Annotated in this window: 13 protein-coding genes; 8 read left to right on the top strand and 5 right to left on the bottom strand. The window is 51.2% G+C overall.

Annotated elements, in window-relative coordinates:
* Nucleotides 1-12: 12 nt before the first annotated feature.
* The 4 genes from FFT88_RS08060 to FFT88_RS08045 form a co-directional block, all read right to left on the bottom strand.
* On the bottom strand, nucleotides 13-2,472 hold the full coding sequence (locus FFT88_RS08060; protein WP_167851613.1) for a fimbria/pilus outer membrane usher protein: 2,460 nt from the start codon (nucleotides 2,470-2,472) through the stop codon (nucleotides 13-15).
* Between the two features lie 100 nt (nucleotides 2,473-2,572).
* Nucleotides 2,573-3,139, bottom strand: coding sequence for a fimbrial protein (locus FFT88_RS08055; protein ID WP_135404573.1), 567 nt, complete (start codon nucleotides 3,137-3,139; stop codon nucleotides 2,573-2,575).
* 389 nt (nucleotides 3,140-3,528) lie between these two features.
* The gene (gltA, locus tag FFT88_RS08050) at nucleotides 3,529-4,812 is read right to left on the bottom strand and encodes a citrate synthase (protein ID WP_130214984.1); all 1,284 of its coding nucleotides are present in this window, start codon (nucleotides 4,810-4,812) and stop codon (nucleotides 3,529-3,531) included.
* A gap of 204 nt (nucleotides 4,813-5,016) precedes the next feature.
* Nucleotides 5,017-5,124: a hypothetical protein gene (locus FFT88_RS08045; RefSeq protein WP_135404572.1), complete on the bottom strand. Its 108-nt coding sequence runs from the start codon at nucleotides 5,122-5,124 to the stop codon at nucleotides 5,017-5,019.
* Between the two features lie 380 nt (nucleotides 5,125-5,504).
* Here FFT88_RS08045 and sdhC point away from each other — a divergent pair, with 380 nt between their 5' ends.
* The 8 genes from sdhC (at nucleotide 5,505) to sucD (ending at nucleotide 15,358) form a co-directional block, all read left to right on the top strand.
* Nucleotides 5,505-5,909 (top strand): succinate dehydrogenase cytochrome b556 subunit, encoded by a 405-nt coding sequence (gene sdhC / locus FFT88_RS08040; RefSeq protein WP_165383175.1) that lies wholly within the window; start codon nucleotides 5,505-5,507, stop codon nucleotides 5,907-5,909.
* Complete coding sequence (sdhD, locus tag FFT88_RS08035) at nucleotides 5,903-6,250, top strand: succinate dehydrogenase membrane anchor subunit (protein ID WP_135404571.1); 348 nt, start codon at nucleotides 5,903-5,905, stop codon at nucleotides 6,248-6,250. Before sdhC ends, sdhD begins: the two co-directional genes overlap by 7 nt.
* Entirely contained in the window at nucleotides 6,250-8,016 is a 1,767-nt protein-coding gene (gene sdhA, locus FFT88_RS08030) for a succinate dehydrogenase flavoprotein subunit (RefSeq protein WP_130259812.1), read from the top strand. Before sdhD ends, sdhA begins: the two co-directional genes overlap by 1 nt.
* Before the next feature lie 15 nt (nucleotides 8,017-8,031).
* Nucleotides 8,032-8,748 (top strand): succinate dehydrogenase iron-sulfur subunit SdhB, encoded by a 717-nt coding sequence (gene sdhB, locus FFT88_RS08025; protein WP_064528883.1) that lies wholly within the window; start codon nucleotides 8,032-8,034, stop codon nucleotides 8,746-8,748.
* A 266-nt stretch (nucleotides 8,749-9,014) separates the two neighbouring features.
* Complete coding sequence (gene sucA, locus FFT88_RS08020) at nucleotides 9,015-11,816, top strand: 2-oxoglutarate dehydrogenase E1 component (RefSeq protein ID WP_001181473.1); 2,802 nt, start codon at nucleotides 9,015-9,017, stop codon at nucleotides 11,814-11,816.
* A gap of 14 nt (nucleotides 11,817-11,830) precedes the next feature.
* The gene (gene odhB, locus FFT88_RS08015; RefSeq protein ID WP_135404570.1) at nucleotides 11,831-13,048 is read left to right on the top strand and encodes a 2-oxoglutarate dehydrogenase complex dihydrolipoyllysine-residue succinyltransferase; all 1,218 of its coding nucleotides are present in this window, start codon (nucleotides 11,831-11,833) and stop codon (nucleotides 13,046-13,048) included.
* A gap of 274 nt (nucleotides 13,049-13,322) precedes the next feature.
* Nucleotides 13,323-14,489 (top strand): ADP-forming succinate--CoA ligase subunit beta, encoded by a 1,167-nt coding sequence (gene sucC / locus FFT88_RS08010; RefSeq protein WP_001048602.1) that lies wholly within the window; start codon nucleotides 13,323-13,325, stop codon nucleotides 14,487-14,489.
* The gene (sucD, locus tag FFT88_RS08005) at nucleotides 14,489-15,358 is read left to right on the top strand and encodes a succinate--CoA ligase subunit alpha (RefSeq protein ID WP_064528877.1); all 870 of its coding nucleotides are present in this window, start codon (nucleotides 14,489-14,491) and stop codon (nucleotides 15,356-15,358) included. The genes sucC and sucD overlap by 1 nt, the downstream gene beginning before the upstream one ends.
* A gap of 97 nt (nucleotides 15,359-15,455) precedes the next feature.
* Here the strand turns inward: sucD and FFT88_RS08000 are convergent, their stop codons facing one another.
* Nucleotides 15,456-16,853 (bottom strand): RtcB family protein, encoded by a 1,398-nt coding sequence (locus FFT88_RS08000; protein ID WP_135404569.1) that lies wholly within the window; start codon nucleotides 16,851-16,853, stop codon nucleotides 15,456-15,458.
* Nucleotides 16,854-17,234: the final 381 nt, after the last annotated feature.

Raw genomic sequence — 17,234 nt, 5'->3', positions numbered from 1 at the left:
TCTTTTCCTTAATTAATGACAGGGGAGAATCAGACGTTTACTCATATCTTCCAGGTGCTGAGGAAGCTGAATTAAACAACGCTGTTTATCACCCCAAAGTATTGTGAATCGCTGATTTTCACCCACACCACTTAACCAGGCGTGGCCATCTTCCCCCACCATTCCGACGCTGATTCCACTTCCTTCTTGCCGGATATCGGCGCCGAGTGGCGGGAAATGGCCGCTGGAGTCGCGGATGATGACGTTGACATCTTTTCCAGAACGTGAAGCCAGCGCTTTATAGCCGATCGTGCCTTCCGTCCAGGTTTCTTTGACCACGTTTTCGGATACTGTCACGCCGTCGGGCAAGTCGTTCATATTGACCGCGACAGTCGAGGGTTGGTAACTGGAGACAAACGGTACGACCGCAATGCCAAAGCGGTTGGTGTAGTCGAGATTACCCTGAATCGGAATGTCGGCTACACCGTCTGTACTAACCATAAGACGAGGTTCGTTGGTGGAGCTACGGCGATGAAACGCAGCGCCAAAGCGTGTAGCAGTAAAGGAACCACTCCAGCTGGTGCTGGCAGAGCTGTAATCATTAGCGGCGTACGTGCCAGACAGATCCCACTCGCCCGCAGAACTAAGATGCTGATAATTGCCGCTAACCTGTGCGCCATTGCCAGGTCGGTCAGATTGCAGGCCGGTCGATATTCCCCAACTGTTACGGTCATCCAGGGTATCGTTCCACGACATGCGGTGCGAGGTGCTATTTTTACTGTCCTGCATGTCATAACCAATGCGGCCACCGTTACCAATAGGCAATGAAATGGACAGGTAAATCTGGTTATCACGAGCTTTGTCTTCGTAATGTGTGGTGTTAAATGAGGTTGAGACGGAAATATCTTTCCAGTCACCGATATCAACGTTGAAGCCAGCGGTAATATTGGCGGTTGTGGAGGACTCCGCATTCCACCAGGTTTGACGCAACACGTTGACGTACAGGTTGAGATTCAGCGGTGTAATGGGTTGCCCGGCGGAAAGGCTGATTGTCTTTTTTTCATCCTGAGCATCAGCGTCATTGTATTTATGATCGATATAATTGGCGTAGCTATGGAAATGGCGGTCGGAGAAACGATATGCCGCTATCGAAAGAAGACTGTCGGTGGCATCTATCCGTTTACTGTAGTTGAAGCGATAACTGTAACCTTTCTCGTCCGGTTGATTATCAAAACGACTTTTAGCCCAGGTGACGTCGAAGGAGAGCGCCCCCAGCCACAGCATATTTTGCCCGATACCCAGCGCGCCAGAATGATAATCGTCCCCGGCGAGAATCAACCCGCCATACAGTGAAGTATTGGAGAGCATCCCCCAGGAAACTTCATTACTTAAAAATGTTTCGTTTTCAGTATGATGAGACAAAGAAGGACGCGGACGACCCGCTGCAAGTTTATAACGTACCTGCCCCTGGCGGGTCAGAAAAGGCGTTGACGCTGCGGATACCTGGAAATTATTAACTCGACCATCTTCCTCCGTCACTTTGACATCCAGTGTGCCTTGAACTGACTGATTCAGGTCATCAATGATAAACGGGCCAGGCGGGACTTTTTTCTGATAAATGACGCGTCCGGTATGGCTTATGGTGACGGTAGCGTTAGTTTGCGCCACACCGCTAATTTGCGGTGCGTATCCGCGTAATTCCCAGGGAAGCATTCGGTCATCGCTGGTCAGGGTTGCACCGGTATACGAAAAACCGTCAAAAATATTGGAGCTGAGATCGGTTTCGCCAAGGGTTAATCTGGAGCTTATTTGTGGTAGCGGGCGAAACAGATAGGTTCGGGAAATAGCCCCGGATCGATCGTGCACATCACCATTGTCGGATTGGTTGAGCTGGTAATCGCTACGCAACCGCCATGCTCCGGCGTTAATACCCGTTGTACCGTAAGCATTCAGATTGGTATTACTGCTCCCTTCCTGCGGGCGATAAGTGCTGGCAAACAGGTTGTAGTCCAGCAAGATACCCGAAACTCCGGCATCCCATGTTTCAGGCGGCGCCCAGTTGTCGGAATGCCATGCCAGCCAGGCTTGTGGAATCGTGATGTTAAGTTGTTGGTTGGTCTGATCAAACGTAAAGTTGATTTCCGGCAGGCTGCTAAAATCAAAACACTGATTAACCTGCGGCAATGTCTGGCGGATTTTTTCTTTAAGGCCAAATTTACTCAACAGGGAATCATTGATACAAGGAATTGTTTTGTCGTTGGCTTTTTGCCAGCGAATAGTTTGCCCGCTGCTGATTTGAATATTATTAACAACGACGCTAACAAAATAATCACCGGGAACGATAGCGCCTTTTTCATTGAGCAGAGAAATATCAACGCTATCGCGCATCGATTTATCAAGGACGTTAAGGTTAAACTCCACTGCCAATGCAGAGGGGATAGCCATTGTCAGGCAGGATAAAACAGAAAGTCGGTAAATATTCACGGCATCCATACCTGATAAATATTTGAAGAAAGGCGGCTAACTTGCCGCCGTAATACGTATAACTATACACGCTGTCATATGTACAGATTAATCAATGACGACGCGGTGATTATTTATAATCCAGCACATAGGTCGCGTTGGCAGTGACTTCACCCGCCGTCACGGGAATACCGTTATCAATCTGCTCCATCCAGGCGAAGAAGTTCAGAGTTTGTTCTGTGGCTGTTGGTTCCAGCCCAATATCTGGACTTTCTGAACCCAGAGTGATGTTGGACTGGTCTTTGTTCATTAAGCGCACGCCAACACCTGTGGCCTCACCAGCACTGGTGTTACTGAGCATCGGGGAGGCTCCCATTGTTTTCGCTGAACTGTCAAAGGTTACCGAGACTTTTGATACTGCGGTACCTGAACCGTTATCGGAACTTGGCAGGTCACAGTTAACTAAATGAATATCGACAGGCGTTAATGCACTGTGATGATCCTGGTTGATGCGGTTCTTGGTCACCTCACCAAGATTTACTTGTTTATCAATGTCTTCTTGCTTAATTTCACAAGGTGCTTCAATAATTTCACCTTTAAAGTGAATTTCACCAGAGCCTTCATTTGCAGCATAAACAGGGGCTGAAATTAACAGAGATACGGCCAGCGCCGCCAGTGTTTTTTGTCCTTTAAACATAACGGAGTCCTTAGAGGAAATAGAATAAGTATAGCGATACCAGAATAACTTACTTGAATATCAAATGTTTTTAGTTTTATTTAAAAACATTGTTAACTGTATTAAATACAAGGCTAATTAATTGATGCGGTGAATTAATTGTTTAATGAAAAGGATGCGGGTTTATTAGAGATTTCCCTCATTTTCATGAAGTTAAAAATGTTGCTGTCTGGAAGGGGTAATAAAAAATCATTAAATTGCTCATAAAATGAGTAGTGTTATTTTTTTTACAATATCTATGTTGGTCCGATAATGGATTTTATCTTTACAATTTTTTGTGTTTAGGCAAATAAAAATAACCCGCCATAGAAAAGACGGGTTAGAAGGATTTACTGTCATGCAATCATTGGTTAACGCTTGATGTCGCTTTTAAAGTCGCGTTTTTCGTAACCAGTGTAAAGCTGACGCGGACGGGCAATCTTCATTCCTTCGCTGTGCATTTCGCTCCAGTGAGCGATCCAGCCAACGGTACGGGCCATCGCAAAGATGACGGTGAACATGGAAGACGGAATGCCCATCGCTTTCAGGATGATACCAGAGTAGAAATCGACGTTCGGGTACAGTTTCTTCTCGATAAAGTACGGGTCGTTCAGCGCGATGTTTTCCAGCTCCATGGCCACTTCCAGCAGGTCATCTTTGGTACCAAGCTCTTTCAGCACTTCATGGCAGGTTTCACGCATTACGGTGGCGCGCGGGTCGTAATTTTTGTATACGCGGTGACCGAAGCCCATCAGACGGAAAGAGTCATTTTTGTCTTTCGCACGACGAACAAATTCCGGAATGTGTTTAACCGAGCTGATTTCTTCCAGCATTTTCAGTGCAGCTTCGTTGGCGCCGCCGTGTGCTGGTCCCCACAGAGAGGCAATACCTGCTGCGATACAGGCAAACGGGTTCGCGCCCGAAGAACCTGCGGTACGTACGGTAGAAGTAGAGGCGTTTTGTTCGTGGTCAGCGTGCAGGATCAGAATGCGGTCCATAGCACGTTCCAGAATTGGATTGACTTCATACGGTTCGCACGGCGTGGAGAACATCATATGCAGGAAGTTACCGGCGTAGGAGAGGTCATTACGCGGGTAAACAAATGGCTGCCCGATGGAATATTTGTAGCACATTGCTGCCATGGTCGGCATTTTCGACAACAGGCGGAACGCGGCGATTTCACGATGGCGCGGGTTATTGACGTCCAGAGAGTCATGATAAAACGCCGCCAGCGCACCGGTAATACCGCACATGACCGCCATCGGATGCGAGTCGCGACGGAAAGCATGGAACAGACGGGTAATCTGCTCGTGGATCATGGTATGGCGAGTTACTGTAGTTTTGAACTCGTCGTACTGTTCCTGGGTTGGTTTTTCACCATTCAACAGGATGTAGCAAACTTCCAGGTAATTAGAATCGGTTGCCAGCTGATCGATCGGGAAGCCACGATGCAGCAAAATACCTTCATCACCATCAATAAAAGTAATTTTAGATTCGCAGGATGCTGTTGAAGTGAAACCAGGGTCAAAGGTGAATACGCCTTTTGAACCAAGCGTACGGATATCGATAACATCTTGACCTAGCGTGCCTTTCAGCACATCCAGTTCAACAGCTGTGTTCCCATTGAGGGTGAGTTTTGCTTTTGTATCAGCCATTTAAGGTCTCCTTAGCGCCTTATTGCATAAGACTGCCGGAACTTAAATTTGCCTTCGCACATCAACCTGGCTTTACCCGTTTGTTATTTGGCTCGCCGCTCTGTGGAAGAGAGGAAACCTGGGTACAGAGCTCTGGGCGCTTGCAGGTAAAGAATTCATTGATGACGAATAAACGGCGAATCAAGCACTTAGCAATCCGAATTATTAAACCTGTCTATCACTAATAACTATCTCGAATGTATTGGTCAATACTTCCACACTGTTACATAAGTTAATCTCAGGTGAAATAGTGACCCCATAACTTTTACGCATTATATGCTTTTCCTGGTAATGTTTGTAACAACTTTGTTGAATGATTGTCAAATGTGATGGTTAAAAATTAAATAAATGTTGTTATCGTGACCCAGATCACTGTTCCGGATAAAACCAGACAAACTATATGTAGGTTAATTGTAATGATTTTGTGAACAGCCTATACTGCCGCCAGGTCTCCGGAACACCCTGCAATCCCGAGCCACCCAGCGTTGTAACGTGTCGTTTTCGCATCTGGAAGCAGTGTTTTGCATGACGCGCAGTTATAGAAAGGACGCTGTCTGACCCGCAAGCAGACCGGAGGAAGGAAATCCCGACGTCTCCAGGTAACAGAAAGTTATCCTCTGTACCCGTAGTCCCCAGGGAATAATAAGAACAGCATGTGGGCGTTATTCATGATAAGAAATGTGAAAAAACAAAGACCTGTTAATCTGGACCTACAGACCATCCGGTTCCCCATCACGGCGATAGCGTCCATTCTTCATCGCGTTTCCGGTGTGATTACGTTTGTTGCAGTGGGCATCCTGCTGTGGCTTCTGGGTACCAGCCTCTCTTCCCCTGAAGGTTTCGAGCAAGCTTCCGCCATTATGGGCAGCTTCTTCGTGAAATTTATCATGTGGGGCATCCTTACCGCTCTGGCATATCACGTCGTCGTAGGTATTCGCCACATGATGATGGATTTTGGCTATCTGGAAGAAACATTCGAAGCGGGTAAACGCTCTGCCAAAATCTCCTTTGTCATTACTGTCGTGCTTTCAATTCTTGCAGGAGTCCTCGTATGGTAAGCAACGCCTCCGCATTAGGACGCAATGGCGTACATGATTTCATCCTCGTTCGCGCTACTGCTATCGTCCTGACGCTTTACATCATTTATATGGTCGGTTTTTTTGCTATCAGTGGCGAACTGACATATGACGTCTGGAGTGGTTTCTTTGCCTCTGCGTTCACTAAAGTCTTCACTCTGCTGGCACTGTTTTCCATTTTGATCCATGCCTGGATCGGCATGTGGCAGGTGTTGACCGACTACGTTAAACCGCTGGCCTTGCGCCTGATTCTGCAACTGGTGATTGTCGTTGCACTGGTGGTTTACGTGATTTATGGATTCGTTGTGGTGTGGGGTGTGTGATGAAATTGCCAGTCAGAGAATTTGATGCAGTTGTGATTGGTGCCGGAGGCGCAGGTATGCGCGCGGCGCTACAAATTTCCCAGAGCGGCCAGACCTGTGCGCTGCTCTCTAAAGTTTTCCCGACCCGTTCCCATACTGTTTCTGCGCAGGGCGGTATTACCGTTGCGCTGGGTAACACCCATGAAGATAACTGGGAATGGCATATGTACGACACCGTAAAAGGGTCGGACTATATCGGTGACCAGGACGCGATTGAATATATGTGTAAAACCGGGCCGGAAGCGATTCTGGAACTGGAACATATGGGCCTACCGTTCTCGCGCCTTGATGATGGTCGTATCTATCAACGTCCGTTTGGCGGTCAGTCGAAAAACTTCGGCGGCGAGCAGGCGGCACGTACTGCGGCGGCTGCCGACCGTACTGGTCACGCACTGCTGCACACGCTTTATCAGCAGAACCTGAAAAACCACACCACTATTTTCTCCGAATGGTATGCGCTGGATCTGGTGAAAAACGCCGATGGCGCGGTGGTCGGTTGTACCGCACTGTGCATCGAAACCGGTGAAGTGGTTTATTTCAAAGCCCGCGCGACTGTGCTGGCGACTGGCGGGGCAGGGCGTATTTATCAGTCCACCACCAACGCCCACATTAACACTGGCGACGGTGTCGGCATGGCTATCCGTGCAGGCGTACCGGTACAGGATATGGAAATGTGGCAGTTCCACCCAACCGGTATTGCTGGTGCGGGCGTACTGGTCACCGAAGGTTGCCGTGGTGAAGGCGGTTATCTGCTGAACAAACATGGCGAACGCTTTATGGAGCGTTATGCGCCGAACGCCAAAGACCTGGCGGGCCGTGACGTGGTGGCACGTTCCATCATGATCGAAATCCGTGAAGGTCGCGGTTGTGATGGTCCGTGGGGGCCACACGCAAAACTGAAACTCGACCACCTGGGTAAAGAAGTTCTTGAATCCCGTCTGCCGGGTATCCTTGAACTCTCCCGCACCTTCGCTCACGTTGATCCAGTGAAAGAGCCGATTCCGGTAATCCCAACCTGTCACTACATGATGGGCGGTATTCCGACTAAAGTGACCGGTCAGGCGCTGACCGTGAACGAGAAAGGCGAAGATGTGGTGATCCCTGGGCTGTTCGCGGTAGGTGAAATTGCCTGCGTATCCGTACACGGCGCCAACCGTCTGGGCGGCAACTCGCTGCTGGACCTGGTGGTATTTGGTCGTGCGGCAGGTCTGCATCTGCAAGAGTCTATTGCCGAGCAGGGCGTACTGCGCGATGCCAGCGAGTCTGATGTAGAAGCTTCTCTCAATCGCCTGAACCGCTGGAATAACAACCGTAACGGTGAAGATCCGGTGGCGATTCGTAAAGCGCTGCAAGAATGTATGCAGCATAACTTCTCGGTCTTCCGTGAAGGTGATGCGATGGCGAAAGGTCTTGAGCAGTTGAAAGTGATCCGCGAGCGTCTGAAAAATGCCCGTCTGGATGACACTTCCAGCGAGTTCAACACCCAGCGCGTTGAGTGCCTGGAACTGGATAACCTGATGGAAACGGCGTATGCAACGGCTGTTTCTGCCAACTTCCGTACCGAAAGCCGTGGCGCGCATAGCCGCTTCGACTTCCCGGATCGTGATGATGAAAACTGGCTGTGCCACTCCCTGTATCTGCCAGAGTCGGAATCCATGACGCGCCGAAGCGTCAACATGGAACCGAAACTGCGCCCGGCATTCCCGCCGAAGATTCGTACTTACTAATGCGGAGACAGGAAAATGAGACTCGAGTTTTCAATTTATCGCTATAACCCGGATGTTGATGATGCTCCGCGTATGCAGGATTACACCCTGGAAGCGGATGAAGGTCGCGACATGATGCTGCTGGATGCGCTTATCCAGTTGAAAGAGAAAGATCCCAGCCTGTCGTTCCGCCGCTCCTGCCGTGAAGGGGTATGTGGTTCCGACGGTCTGAACATGAACGGTAAGAATGGTCTGGCCTGTATTACCCCAATTTCGGCACTCAACCAGCCGGGTAAGAAAATTGTAATTCGCCCGTTACCTGGTTTACCGGTTGTCCGCGATTTGGTGGTAGACATGGGACAATTCTATGCGCAATATGAGAAAATTAAGCCTTACCTGTTGAATAATGGACAAAATCCGCCAGCTCGCGAGCATTTACAGATGCCAGAGCAGCGCGAAAAACTCGACGGGCTGTATGAATGTATTCTCTGCGCATGTTGTTCAACCTCTTGTCCGTCTTTCTGGTGGAATCCCGATAAGTTTATCGGCCCGGCAGGCTTGTTAGCGGCATATCGTTTCCTGATCGATAGCCGTGATACCGAGACTGACGAGCGCCTCGACGGTTTGAGCGATGCATTCAGCGTATTCCGCTGTCACAGCATCATGAACTGCGTCAGTGTATGTCCGAAAGGGCTGAACCCGACGCGCGCCATCGGCCATATCAAGTCGATGTTATTACAGCGTAATGCATAAACCCCGGGCCTGATAAGACGCGCAAGCGTCGCATCAGGCAACCAGTGCCGGATGCGGCGTGAACGCCTTATCCGGCCTACAAAAGAAATGCAGGAAATCTTTAAAAACTGCCCCTGACACTAAGACAGTTTTTAAAGGTTCCTTAGCGGACGCAGAAAATACGACAAGTCCGCAACAAGTGAACCCCGGCACGCACATCTGATATGAAATGTGCGTGGTAGTATCCACGGCGAAGTAAGCATAAAAAAGATGCTTAAGGGATCACGATGCAGAACAGCGCTTTGAAAGCCTGGTTGGACTCTTCTTACCTCTCTGGCGCAAACCAGAGCTGGATAGAACAGCTCTATGAAGACTTCTTAACCGATCCTGACTCGGTTGACGCTAACTGGCGTTCGACGTTCCAGCAGTTACCTGGTACGGGAGTCAAACCGGATCAATTCCACTCTCAAACGCGTGAATATTTCCGCCGCCTGGCGAAAGACGCTTCACGTTACTCTTCAACGATCTCCGACCCTGACACCAATGTGAAGCAGGTTAAAGTCCTGCAGCTCATTAACGCATACCGCTTCCGTGGTCACCAGCATGCGAATCTCGATCCGCTGGGACTGTGGCAGCAAGATAAAGTGGCCGATCTGGATCCGTCTTTCCACGATCTGACCGAAGCAGACTTCCAGGAGACCTTCAACGTCGGTTCATTTGCCAGCGGCAAAGAAACCATGAAACTCGGCGAGCTGCTGGAAGCCCTCAAGCAAACCTACTGCGGCCCGATTGGTGCCGAGTATATGCACATTACCAGCACCGAAGAAAAACGCTGGATCCAACAGCGTATCGAGTCTGGTCGCGCGACTTTCAATAGCGAAGAGAAAAAACGCTTCTTAAGCGAACTGACCGCCGCTGAAGGTCTTGAACGTTACCTCGGTGCAAAATTCCCTGGCGCAAAACGCTTCTCGCTGGAAGGCGGTGACGCGTTAATCCCGATGCTCAAAGAGATGATCCGCCACGCTGGCAACAGTGGCACCCGCGAAGTGGTTCTCGGGATGGCGCACCGTGGTCGTCTGAACGTGCTGGTGAACGTGCTGGGTAAAAAACCGCAAGACTTGTTCGACGAGTTTGCCGGTAAACATAAAGAACACCTCGGCACAGGCGACGTGAAATACCATATGGGCTTCTCGTCTGACTTCCAGACCGATGGCGGCCTGGTGCACCTGGCGCTGGCGTTTAACCCGTCTCACCTTGAGATTGTAAGCCCGGTAGTTATCGGTTCTGTTCGCGCTCGTCTGGACAGACTTGATGAGCCGAGCAGCAACAAAGTGCTGCCAATCACCATTCATGGTGACGCCGCAGTAACCGGGCAGGGCGTGGTTCAGGAAACCCTGAACATGTCGAAAGCGCGTGGTTATGAAGTTGGCGGTACGGTACGTATCGTTATCAACAACCAGGTTGGCTTTACTACCTCTAACCCGCTGGATGCTCGTTCTACGCCGTACTGTACTGATATCGGTAAGATGGTTCAGGCACCGATTTTCCACGTTAACGCGGACGATCCGGAAGCCGTTGCCTTTGTGACCCGTCTGGCGCTCGATTTCCGTAACACCTTTAAACGTGATGTTTTCATCGACCTGGTGTGCTACCGCCGTCACGGCCATAACGAAGCCGACGAGCCGAGCGCAACCCAGCCGCTGATGTATCAGAAAATCAAAAAACATCCAACGCCGCGCAAAATCTACGCTGACAAGCTGGAGCAGGAAAAAGTGGCGACGCTGGAAGATGCCACCGAGATGGTTAACCTGTACCGCGATGCTCTGGATGCTGGCGATTGCGTAGTGGCAGAGTGGCGTCCGATGAACATGCACTCTTTCACCTGGTCGCCGTACCTCAACCACGAATGGGACGAAGAGTACCCGAACAAAGTTGAGATGAAGCGCCTGCAAGAACTGGCTAAACGCATCAGTACGGTGCCGGAAGCGGTTGAAATGCAGTCTCGCGTTGCCAAGATTTATGGCGATCGCCAGGCGATGGCAGCCGGTGAGAAACTGTTCGACTGGGGCGGCGCGGAAAACCTCGCTTACGCCACGCTGGTTGACGAAGGCATTCCGGTTCGCCTGTCGGGTGAAGACTCCGGTCGCGGTACGTTCTTCCACCGCCACGCGGTGATCCATAACCAGTCTAACGGTTCCACTTACACGCCGCTGCAACATATCCATAACGGCCAGGGCGCGTTCCGTGTCTGGGACTCCGTACTGTCTGAAGAAGCCGTGCTGGCGTTTGAATATGGTTATGCCACCGCAGAACCACGCACCCTGACCATCTGGGAAGCGCAGTTCGGTGACTTCGCCAACGGCGCACAGGTGGTTATCGACCAGTTCATCTCCTCTGGCGAACAGAAATGGGGGCGGATGTGTGGTCTGGTGATGTTGCTGCCGCACGGTTACGAAGGGCAGGGGCCGGAGCACTCCTCCGCGCGTCTGGAACGTTATCTGCAACTTTGCGCTGAGCAAAACATGCAGGTGTGCGTACCGTCTACCCCGGCACAGGTTTACCACATGCTGCGTCGTCAGGCGCTACGCGGGATGCGTCGTCCGCTGGTCGTGATGTCGCCGAAATCCCTGCTGCGTCATCCGCTGGCGGTTTCCAGCCTCGAAGAACTGGCGAACGGCACCTTCCTGCCAGCCATCGGTGAAATCGACGAGCTTGATCCGAAGGGCGTGAAGCGCGTAGTGATGTGTTCTGGTAAGGTTTATTACGACCTGCTGGAACAACGTCGTAAGAACAATCAACACGATGTCGCCATTGTGCGTATCGAGCAACTCTACCCGTTCCCGCATAAAGCGATGCAGGAAGTGTTGCAGCAGTTTGCTCACGTCAAGGATTTTGTCTGGTGCCAGGAAGAGCCGCTCAACCAGGGCGCATGGTACTGCAGCCAGCATCATTTCCGTGAAGTGATCCCGTTTGGGGCTTCTCTGCGTTATGCAGGCCGCCCGGCCTCCGCCTCTCCGGCGGTAGGGTATATGTCCGTTCACCAGAAACAGCAACAAGATCTGGTTAATGACGCGCTGAACGTCGAATAAATAAAGGATACACAATGAGTAGCGTAGATATTCTGGTCCCTGACCTGCCTGAATCCGTAGCCGATGCCACCGTCGCAACCTGGCATAAAAAACCCGGCGACGCAGTCGTACGTGATGAAGTGCTGGTAGAAATCGAAACTGACAAAGTGGTACTGGAAGTACCGGCATCAGCAGACGGCATTCTGGATGCGGTTCTGGAAGATGAAGGTACAACGGTAACGTCTCGTCAGATCCTTGGTCGCCTGCGTGAAGGCAACAGCGCGGGTAAAGAAACCAGCGCCAAATCTGAAGAGAAAGCGTCCACTCCGGCGCAACGCCAGCAGGCGTCTCTGGAAGAGCAAAACAACGATGCGTTAAGCCCGGCGATCCGTCGCCTGCTGGCTGAACACAACCTCGACGCCAGCGCCATTAAAGGCACCGGTGTGGGTGGTCGTCTGACCCGTGAAGATGTGGAAAAACATCTGGCGAAAGCCCCGGCGAAAGAGTCTGCACCGGCAGCGGCTGCTCCGGCGGCGCAACCGGTTCTGGCTGCACGTAGCGAAAAACGTGTCCCGATGACTCGCCTGCGTAAGCGTGTGGCAGAGCGTCTGCTGGAAGCGAAAAATTCCACCGCCATGCTGACCACGTTCAACGAAGTCAACATGAAGCCGATTATGGATCTGCGTAAGCAGTACGGTGAAGCGTTTGAAAAACGTCACGGCATCCGTCTGGGCTTTATGTCCTTCTACGTGAAAGCCGTGGTTGAAGCCCTGAAACGTTACCCGGAAGTGAATGCGTCTATCGACGGCGATGATGTGGTTTACCACAACTATTTCGACGTCAGCATGGCGGTTTCTACGCCGCGCGGCCTGGTGACGCCGGTACTGCGTGATGTCGATACCCTCGGCATGGCAGACATCGAGAAGAAAATCAAAGAACTGGCCATTAAAGGCCGTGACGGCAAGCTGACGGTTGAAGATCTGACCGGTGGTAACTTCACCATCACCAACGGTGGTGTGTTCGGTTCCCTGATGTCTACGCCTATCATCAACCCGCCGCAGAGCGCAATTCTGGGTATGCACGCTATCAAAGATCGTCCGATGGCAGTGAATGGTCAGGTTGAGATCCTGCCGATGATGTATCTGGCGCTGTCTTACGATCACCGTCTGATCGATGGTCGCGAATCCGTGGGCTTCCTGGTAACGATCAAAGAGTTGCTGGAAGATCCGACGCGTCTGCTGCTGGACGTGTAGTAGTTTAAGTTTCACCTGCACTGTAGACCGGATAAGACATTATCGCCTTCTTCGGCAATTGAAGCCTGATGCGACGCTTAACGCGTCTTATCAGGCCTACGGGACCACCTGGGTAGGTCGGATAAGGCGCTCGCGCCGCATCCGACAAGCGATGCCTGATGCGACGCTTACGCGTCTTATTAGGCCTACGGGTGACCGACAATGCCCGGAAGCGATACGAAATATTCGGTCTACGGTTTAAAAGATAACGATTACTGAAGGATGGACAGAACACATGAACTTACATGAATATCAGGCAAAACAACTGTTTGCCCGCTATGGCTTACCAGCACCGGTGGGTTATGCCTGTACTACTCCGCGCGAAGCAGAAGAAGCCGCTTCAAAAATCGGTGCCGGTCCGTGGGTAGTGAAATGTCAGGTTCACGCTGGTGGCCGCGGTAAAGCGGGCGGTGTGAAAGTTGTAAACAGCAAAGAAGACATCCGTGCTTTTGCAGAAAACTGGCTGGGCAAGCGTCTGGTAACGTATCAAACAGATGCCAATGGCCAACCGGTTAACCAGATTCTGGTTGAAGCGGCGACCGATATCGCTAAAGAGCTGTATCTCGGTGCCGTTGTAGATCGTAGTTCCCGTCGCGTGGTCTTTATGGCCTCCACCGAAGGCGGCGTGGAAATCGAAAAAGTGGCGGAAGAAACTCCGCACCTGATCCACAAAGTTGCGCTTGATCCGCTGACTGGCCCGATGCCGTATCAGGGTCGCGAGCTGGCGTTCAAACTGGGTCTGGAAGGTAAACTGGTTCAGCAGTTCACCAAAATCTTCATGGGTCTGGCGACTATTTTCCTGGAACGCGACCTGGCGCTGATCGAAATCAACCCGCTGGTCATCACCAAACAGGGCGATCTGATTTGCCTCGATGGCAAACTGGGCGCTGACGGCAACGCACTGTTCCGCCAGCCTGATCTGCGCGAAATGCGCGACCAGTCGCAGGAAGATCCGCGTGAAGCACAGGCTGCACAGTGGGAACTGAACTACGTTGCGCTGGACGGTAACATCGGTTGTATGGTTAACGGCGCAGGTCTGGCGATGGGTACGATGGACATCGTTAAACTGCACGGCGGCGAACCGGCTAACTTCCTGGACGTTGGCGGCGGCGCAACCAAAGAACGTGTAACCGAAGCGTTCAAAATCATCCTCTCTGACGACAAAGTGAAAGCCGTTCTGGTTAACATCTTCGGCGGTATCGTTCGTTGCGACCTGATCGCTGACGGTATCATCGGCGCGGTAGCGGAAGTGGGTGTTAACGTACCGGTAGTAGTACGTCTTGAAGGTAACAACGCCGAACTCGGCGCGAAGAAACTGGCTGACAGCGGCCTGAATATTATTGCAGCAAAAGGTCTGACGGATGCAGCTCAGCAGGTTGTTGCCGCAGTGGAGGGGAAATAATGTCCATTTTAATTGATAAAAACACCAAGGTTATCTGCCAGGGCTTTACCGGTAGCCAGGGGACTTTCCACTCTGAACAGGCCATTGCATATGGCACTAAAATGGTTGGCGGCGTAACTCCAGGTAAAGGCGGTACTACCCATCTCGGCCTGCCGGTGTTCAACACTGTGCGTGAAGCTGTTGCTGCTACTGGCGCTACCGCTTCTGTTATCTACGTACCAGCACCGTTCTGCAAAGACTCCATTCTGGAAGCTATCGATGCAGGCATCAAACTGATTATCACCATCACTGAAGGCATCCCGACGCTGGATATGCTGACTGTGAAAGTGAAACTGGATGAAGCAGGCGTTCGTATGATCGGCCCGAACTGCCCGGGCGTAATCACTCCGGGTGAATGCAAAATCGGTATCCAGCCGGGTCACATTCACAAACCGGGTAAAGTGGGTATCGTTTCCCGTTCCGGTACACTGACCTATGAAGCGGTTAAACAGACCACGGATTACGGTTTCGGTCAGTCGACCTGTGTCGGTATCGGCGGCGACCCGATCCCCGGTTCTAACTTTATCGACATCCTCGAAATGTTCGAAAAAGACTCGCAGACCGAAGCGATCGTGATGATCGGTGAGATCGGCGGTAGCGCTGAAGAAGAAGCGGCTGCGTACATCAAAGAGCACGTTACCAAGCCAGTTGTGGGTTACATCGCTGGTGTGACTGCGCCGAAAGGCAAACGTATGGGCCACGCGGGTGCCATCATTGCCGGTGGTAAAGGGACTGCGGATGAGAAATTCGCTGCTCTGGAAGCCGCAGGCGTGAAAACCGTTCGCAGCCTGGCGGATATCGGTGAAGCACTGAAAACTGTTCTGAAATAAATATCTGTAATAAGAAATAGCCCTCGCCGCTTCCCTCTACAGGAATGGCGAAGGGCTGTCGGTTTCGACATGGTTGGCCATCTTATGATGGCCTTTTTTATGCCTTAAACGTTAACCACGGTCGAAATCTGACCGCATGTTGAATTAATCCGGCTGCTTGTTGGGCTTCGATAACCGGACCAATATCTTTATAAGCAGCTGGCGCTTCTTCAAGACGTCGTTCTTCGCGCAATGTGACGCATTGCCACGGCAGCGCTGACTCTTCAGTCGCGCGTGAGCGCATGGTCTGCCGACGCTGGCTGCGTCCTGCTCCGTGACTGCATGACCACAGCCACTGCGGGTTGCCGCAACCGACCGCAAGCCACGAATAATCGCCCATTGATCCGGGGATTAACGCCAGATCGCCCACGCGTGCCGGCGTTGCGCCTTTGCGATGAATATTCATTTCATGCTCGCGAAGGATGATGTTATGCGGCACATCCACCACCAGATGTGAATCATCCTGATGGAATAAATCGGCAAAACATACGCGAACCATTTCCGCAATGGTCACGCGATTTAACCACGCGTAACGCGCCGCCATTCCCATAGCCTGCAGGTATTCCTCCGCCAGCTCACCGCCCAGAGCATATAATCCGCTTTGTGGATGTTTATGCCCGGCGGGCCAGGCTGCACGGGCGCGATCCATCCAGCGTCGTCCGACGTAAAAGCCGACATCTCGCGATCCGCTATGGATCATCACCACGATATCGCCCATTTTCAGCCCTTGTTGCCAGGCCACATGGCGATCGACCACGCTATCAACCACCTGAAGTTCAATAAAATGATTACCTGAACCCGGCGTACCAAGACAAGGATCGCGGAGTAATGCGCGGTCCGTTGCCAGCAGGGCGGGTGGGGCATAACGCGAATGACTGTTATGCTCGTTCAGCCCAATGCAGCGATCAATCTCTTGCATCATCCGGGGGATATTCGTGCGTGTCCAGAGACCCGCTGATGGCAAGGCCGACACACAATTTGCCGGTCCGCCATCAAAAAGCGCGGTGAACGCTCGTGCGGATAACGGAACATCGCGCTCATTTTGCAGTAGCACTTGTGTTAACCGCTGAGTGATGACGTCTTTATGCGCTTCGGCTTGCTCAAGTGTTAATCCAGTCGTCAGCAGTCGCATGCCACAAGAAATATCGGTGCCGATGGCGGCGGGAATGACTAAATCCGGCGTTGAGGCCACCACTGCGCCAACGGGGACGCCATTGCCGGGGTGAAAATCTGGCGTCGCGCACGTCTGGCGTACATAACCTGGATGATCTGGTAGCTTCACTTCTGCAAAATCAAGAAGTTGTGTCACTGCTTTTTCTTCTAGCGGCAGTTCGTCCGGCAGCAGTATGTGGGCTCTGGCTCCTGATGGACGAGATAATGAAACAATATTGTTGGCGCGGGAAAGTTGGATCCCTTTGCGCAGAAAGGCTTTATCAAGCCTCGAAAGATGATGCATAACGCTGTCCTGAAATATAGACGTTAATCAACCCCCTGTATTGCGAGGGTAATTTTGTCTTTCCGGTCAGCAGCCAGCAAAAGGGAAAGAAAACGCGCGTAGTGTATTCAGCAATGACGATAAATACAAGATAAAAATACAGATTGCCAAAGAGGGTTGTTGTTATAAAGGTGGTGAATTATCGACACCCGATTGTAAAATATGAAAGATGATAACTCCCAGAATATATATTTTAAGAGTTATTTTTACGCCTGTTCTTACGGCGGTAACTATCCATTGCTTGCCGTTTTTTAATTATCAAAGTGGGATAAAAACAAATGGATTATTAATGATAATAAAACATATCGTTATGACGAGCAATGAAGATCTTATTTTAAATAT

The sequence above is a fragment of the Escherichia sp. E4930 genome, assembly GCF_005845405.1.
Lineage (GTDB): Bacteria > Pseudomonadota > Gammaproteobacteria > Enterobacterales > Enterobacteriaceae > Escherichia.
Note: the sequence above shows the minus strand (reverse complement) of the source record. Positions and strands in the feature narration are given on the sequence as shown.

What these genes read in the sequence shown, in the direction of transcription:
- sdhB (WP_064528883.1), top strand. Translation starts at nt 8,032, where the DNA reads ATGAGACTCGAGTTTTCAATTTATCGCTATAACCCGGATGTTGATGAT.
- odhB (WP_135404570.1), top strand. Translation starts at nt 11,831, where the DNA reads ATGAGTAGCGTAGATATTCTGGTCCCTGACCTGCCTGAATCCGTAGCC.
- FFT88_RS08060 (WP_167851613.1), bottom strand. Translation starts at nt 2,472, where the DNA reads ATGGATGCCGTGAATATTTACCGACTTTCTGTTTTATCCTGCCTGACA.
- sucD (WP_064528877.1), top strand. Translation starts at nt 14,489, where the DNA reads ATGTCCATTTTAATTGATAAAAACACCAAGGTTATCTGCCAGGGCTTT.
- sucA (WP_001181473.1), top strand. Translation starts at nt 9,015, where the DNA reads ATGCAGAACAGCGCTTTGAAAGCCTGGTTGGACTCTTCTTACCTCTCT.
- sdhD (WP_135404571.1), top strand. Translation starts at nt 5,903, where the DNA reads ATGGTAAGCAACGCCTCCGCATTAGGACGCAATGGCGTACATGATTTC.
- FFT88_RS08000 (WP_135404569.1), bottom strand. Translation starts at nt 16,853, where the DNA reads ATGCATCATCTTTCGAGGCTTGATAAAGCCTTTCTGCGCAAAGGGATC.
- sdhA (WP_130259812.1), top strand. Translation starts at nt 6,250, where the DNA reads ATGAAATTGCCAGTCAGAGAATTTGATGCAGTTGTGATTGGTGCCGGA.
- sucC (WP_001048602.1), top strand. Translation starts at nt 13,323, where the DNA reads ATGAACTTACATGAATATCAGGCAAAACAACTGTTTGCCCGCTATGGC.
- gltA (WP_130214984.1), bottom strand. Translation starts at nt 4,812, where the DNA reads ATGGCTGATACAAAAGCAAAACTCACCCTCAATGGGAACACAGCTGTT.
- FFT88_RS08045 (WP_135404572.1), bottom strand. Translation starts at nt 5,124, where the DNA reads ATGCGTAAAAGTTATGGGGTCACTATTTCACCTGAGATTAACTTATGT.
- sdhC (WP_165383175.1), top strand. Translation starts at nt 5,505, where the DNA reads ATGTGGGCGTTATTCATGATAAGAAATGTGAAAAAACAAAGACCTGTT.
- FFT88_RS08055 (WP_135404573.1), bottom strand. Translation starts at nt 3,139, where the DNA reads ATGTTTAAAGGACAAAAAACACTGGCGGCGCTGGCCGTATCTCTGTTA.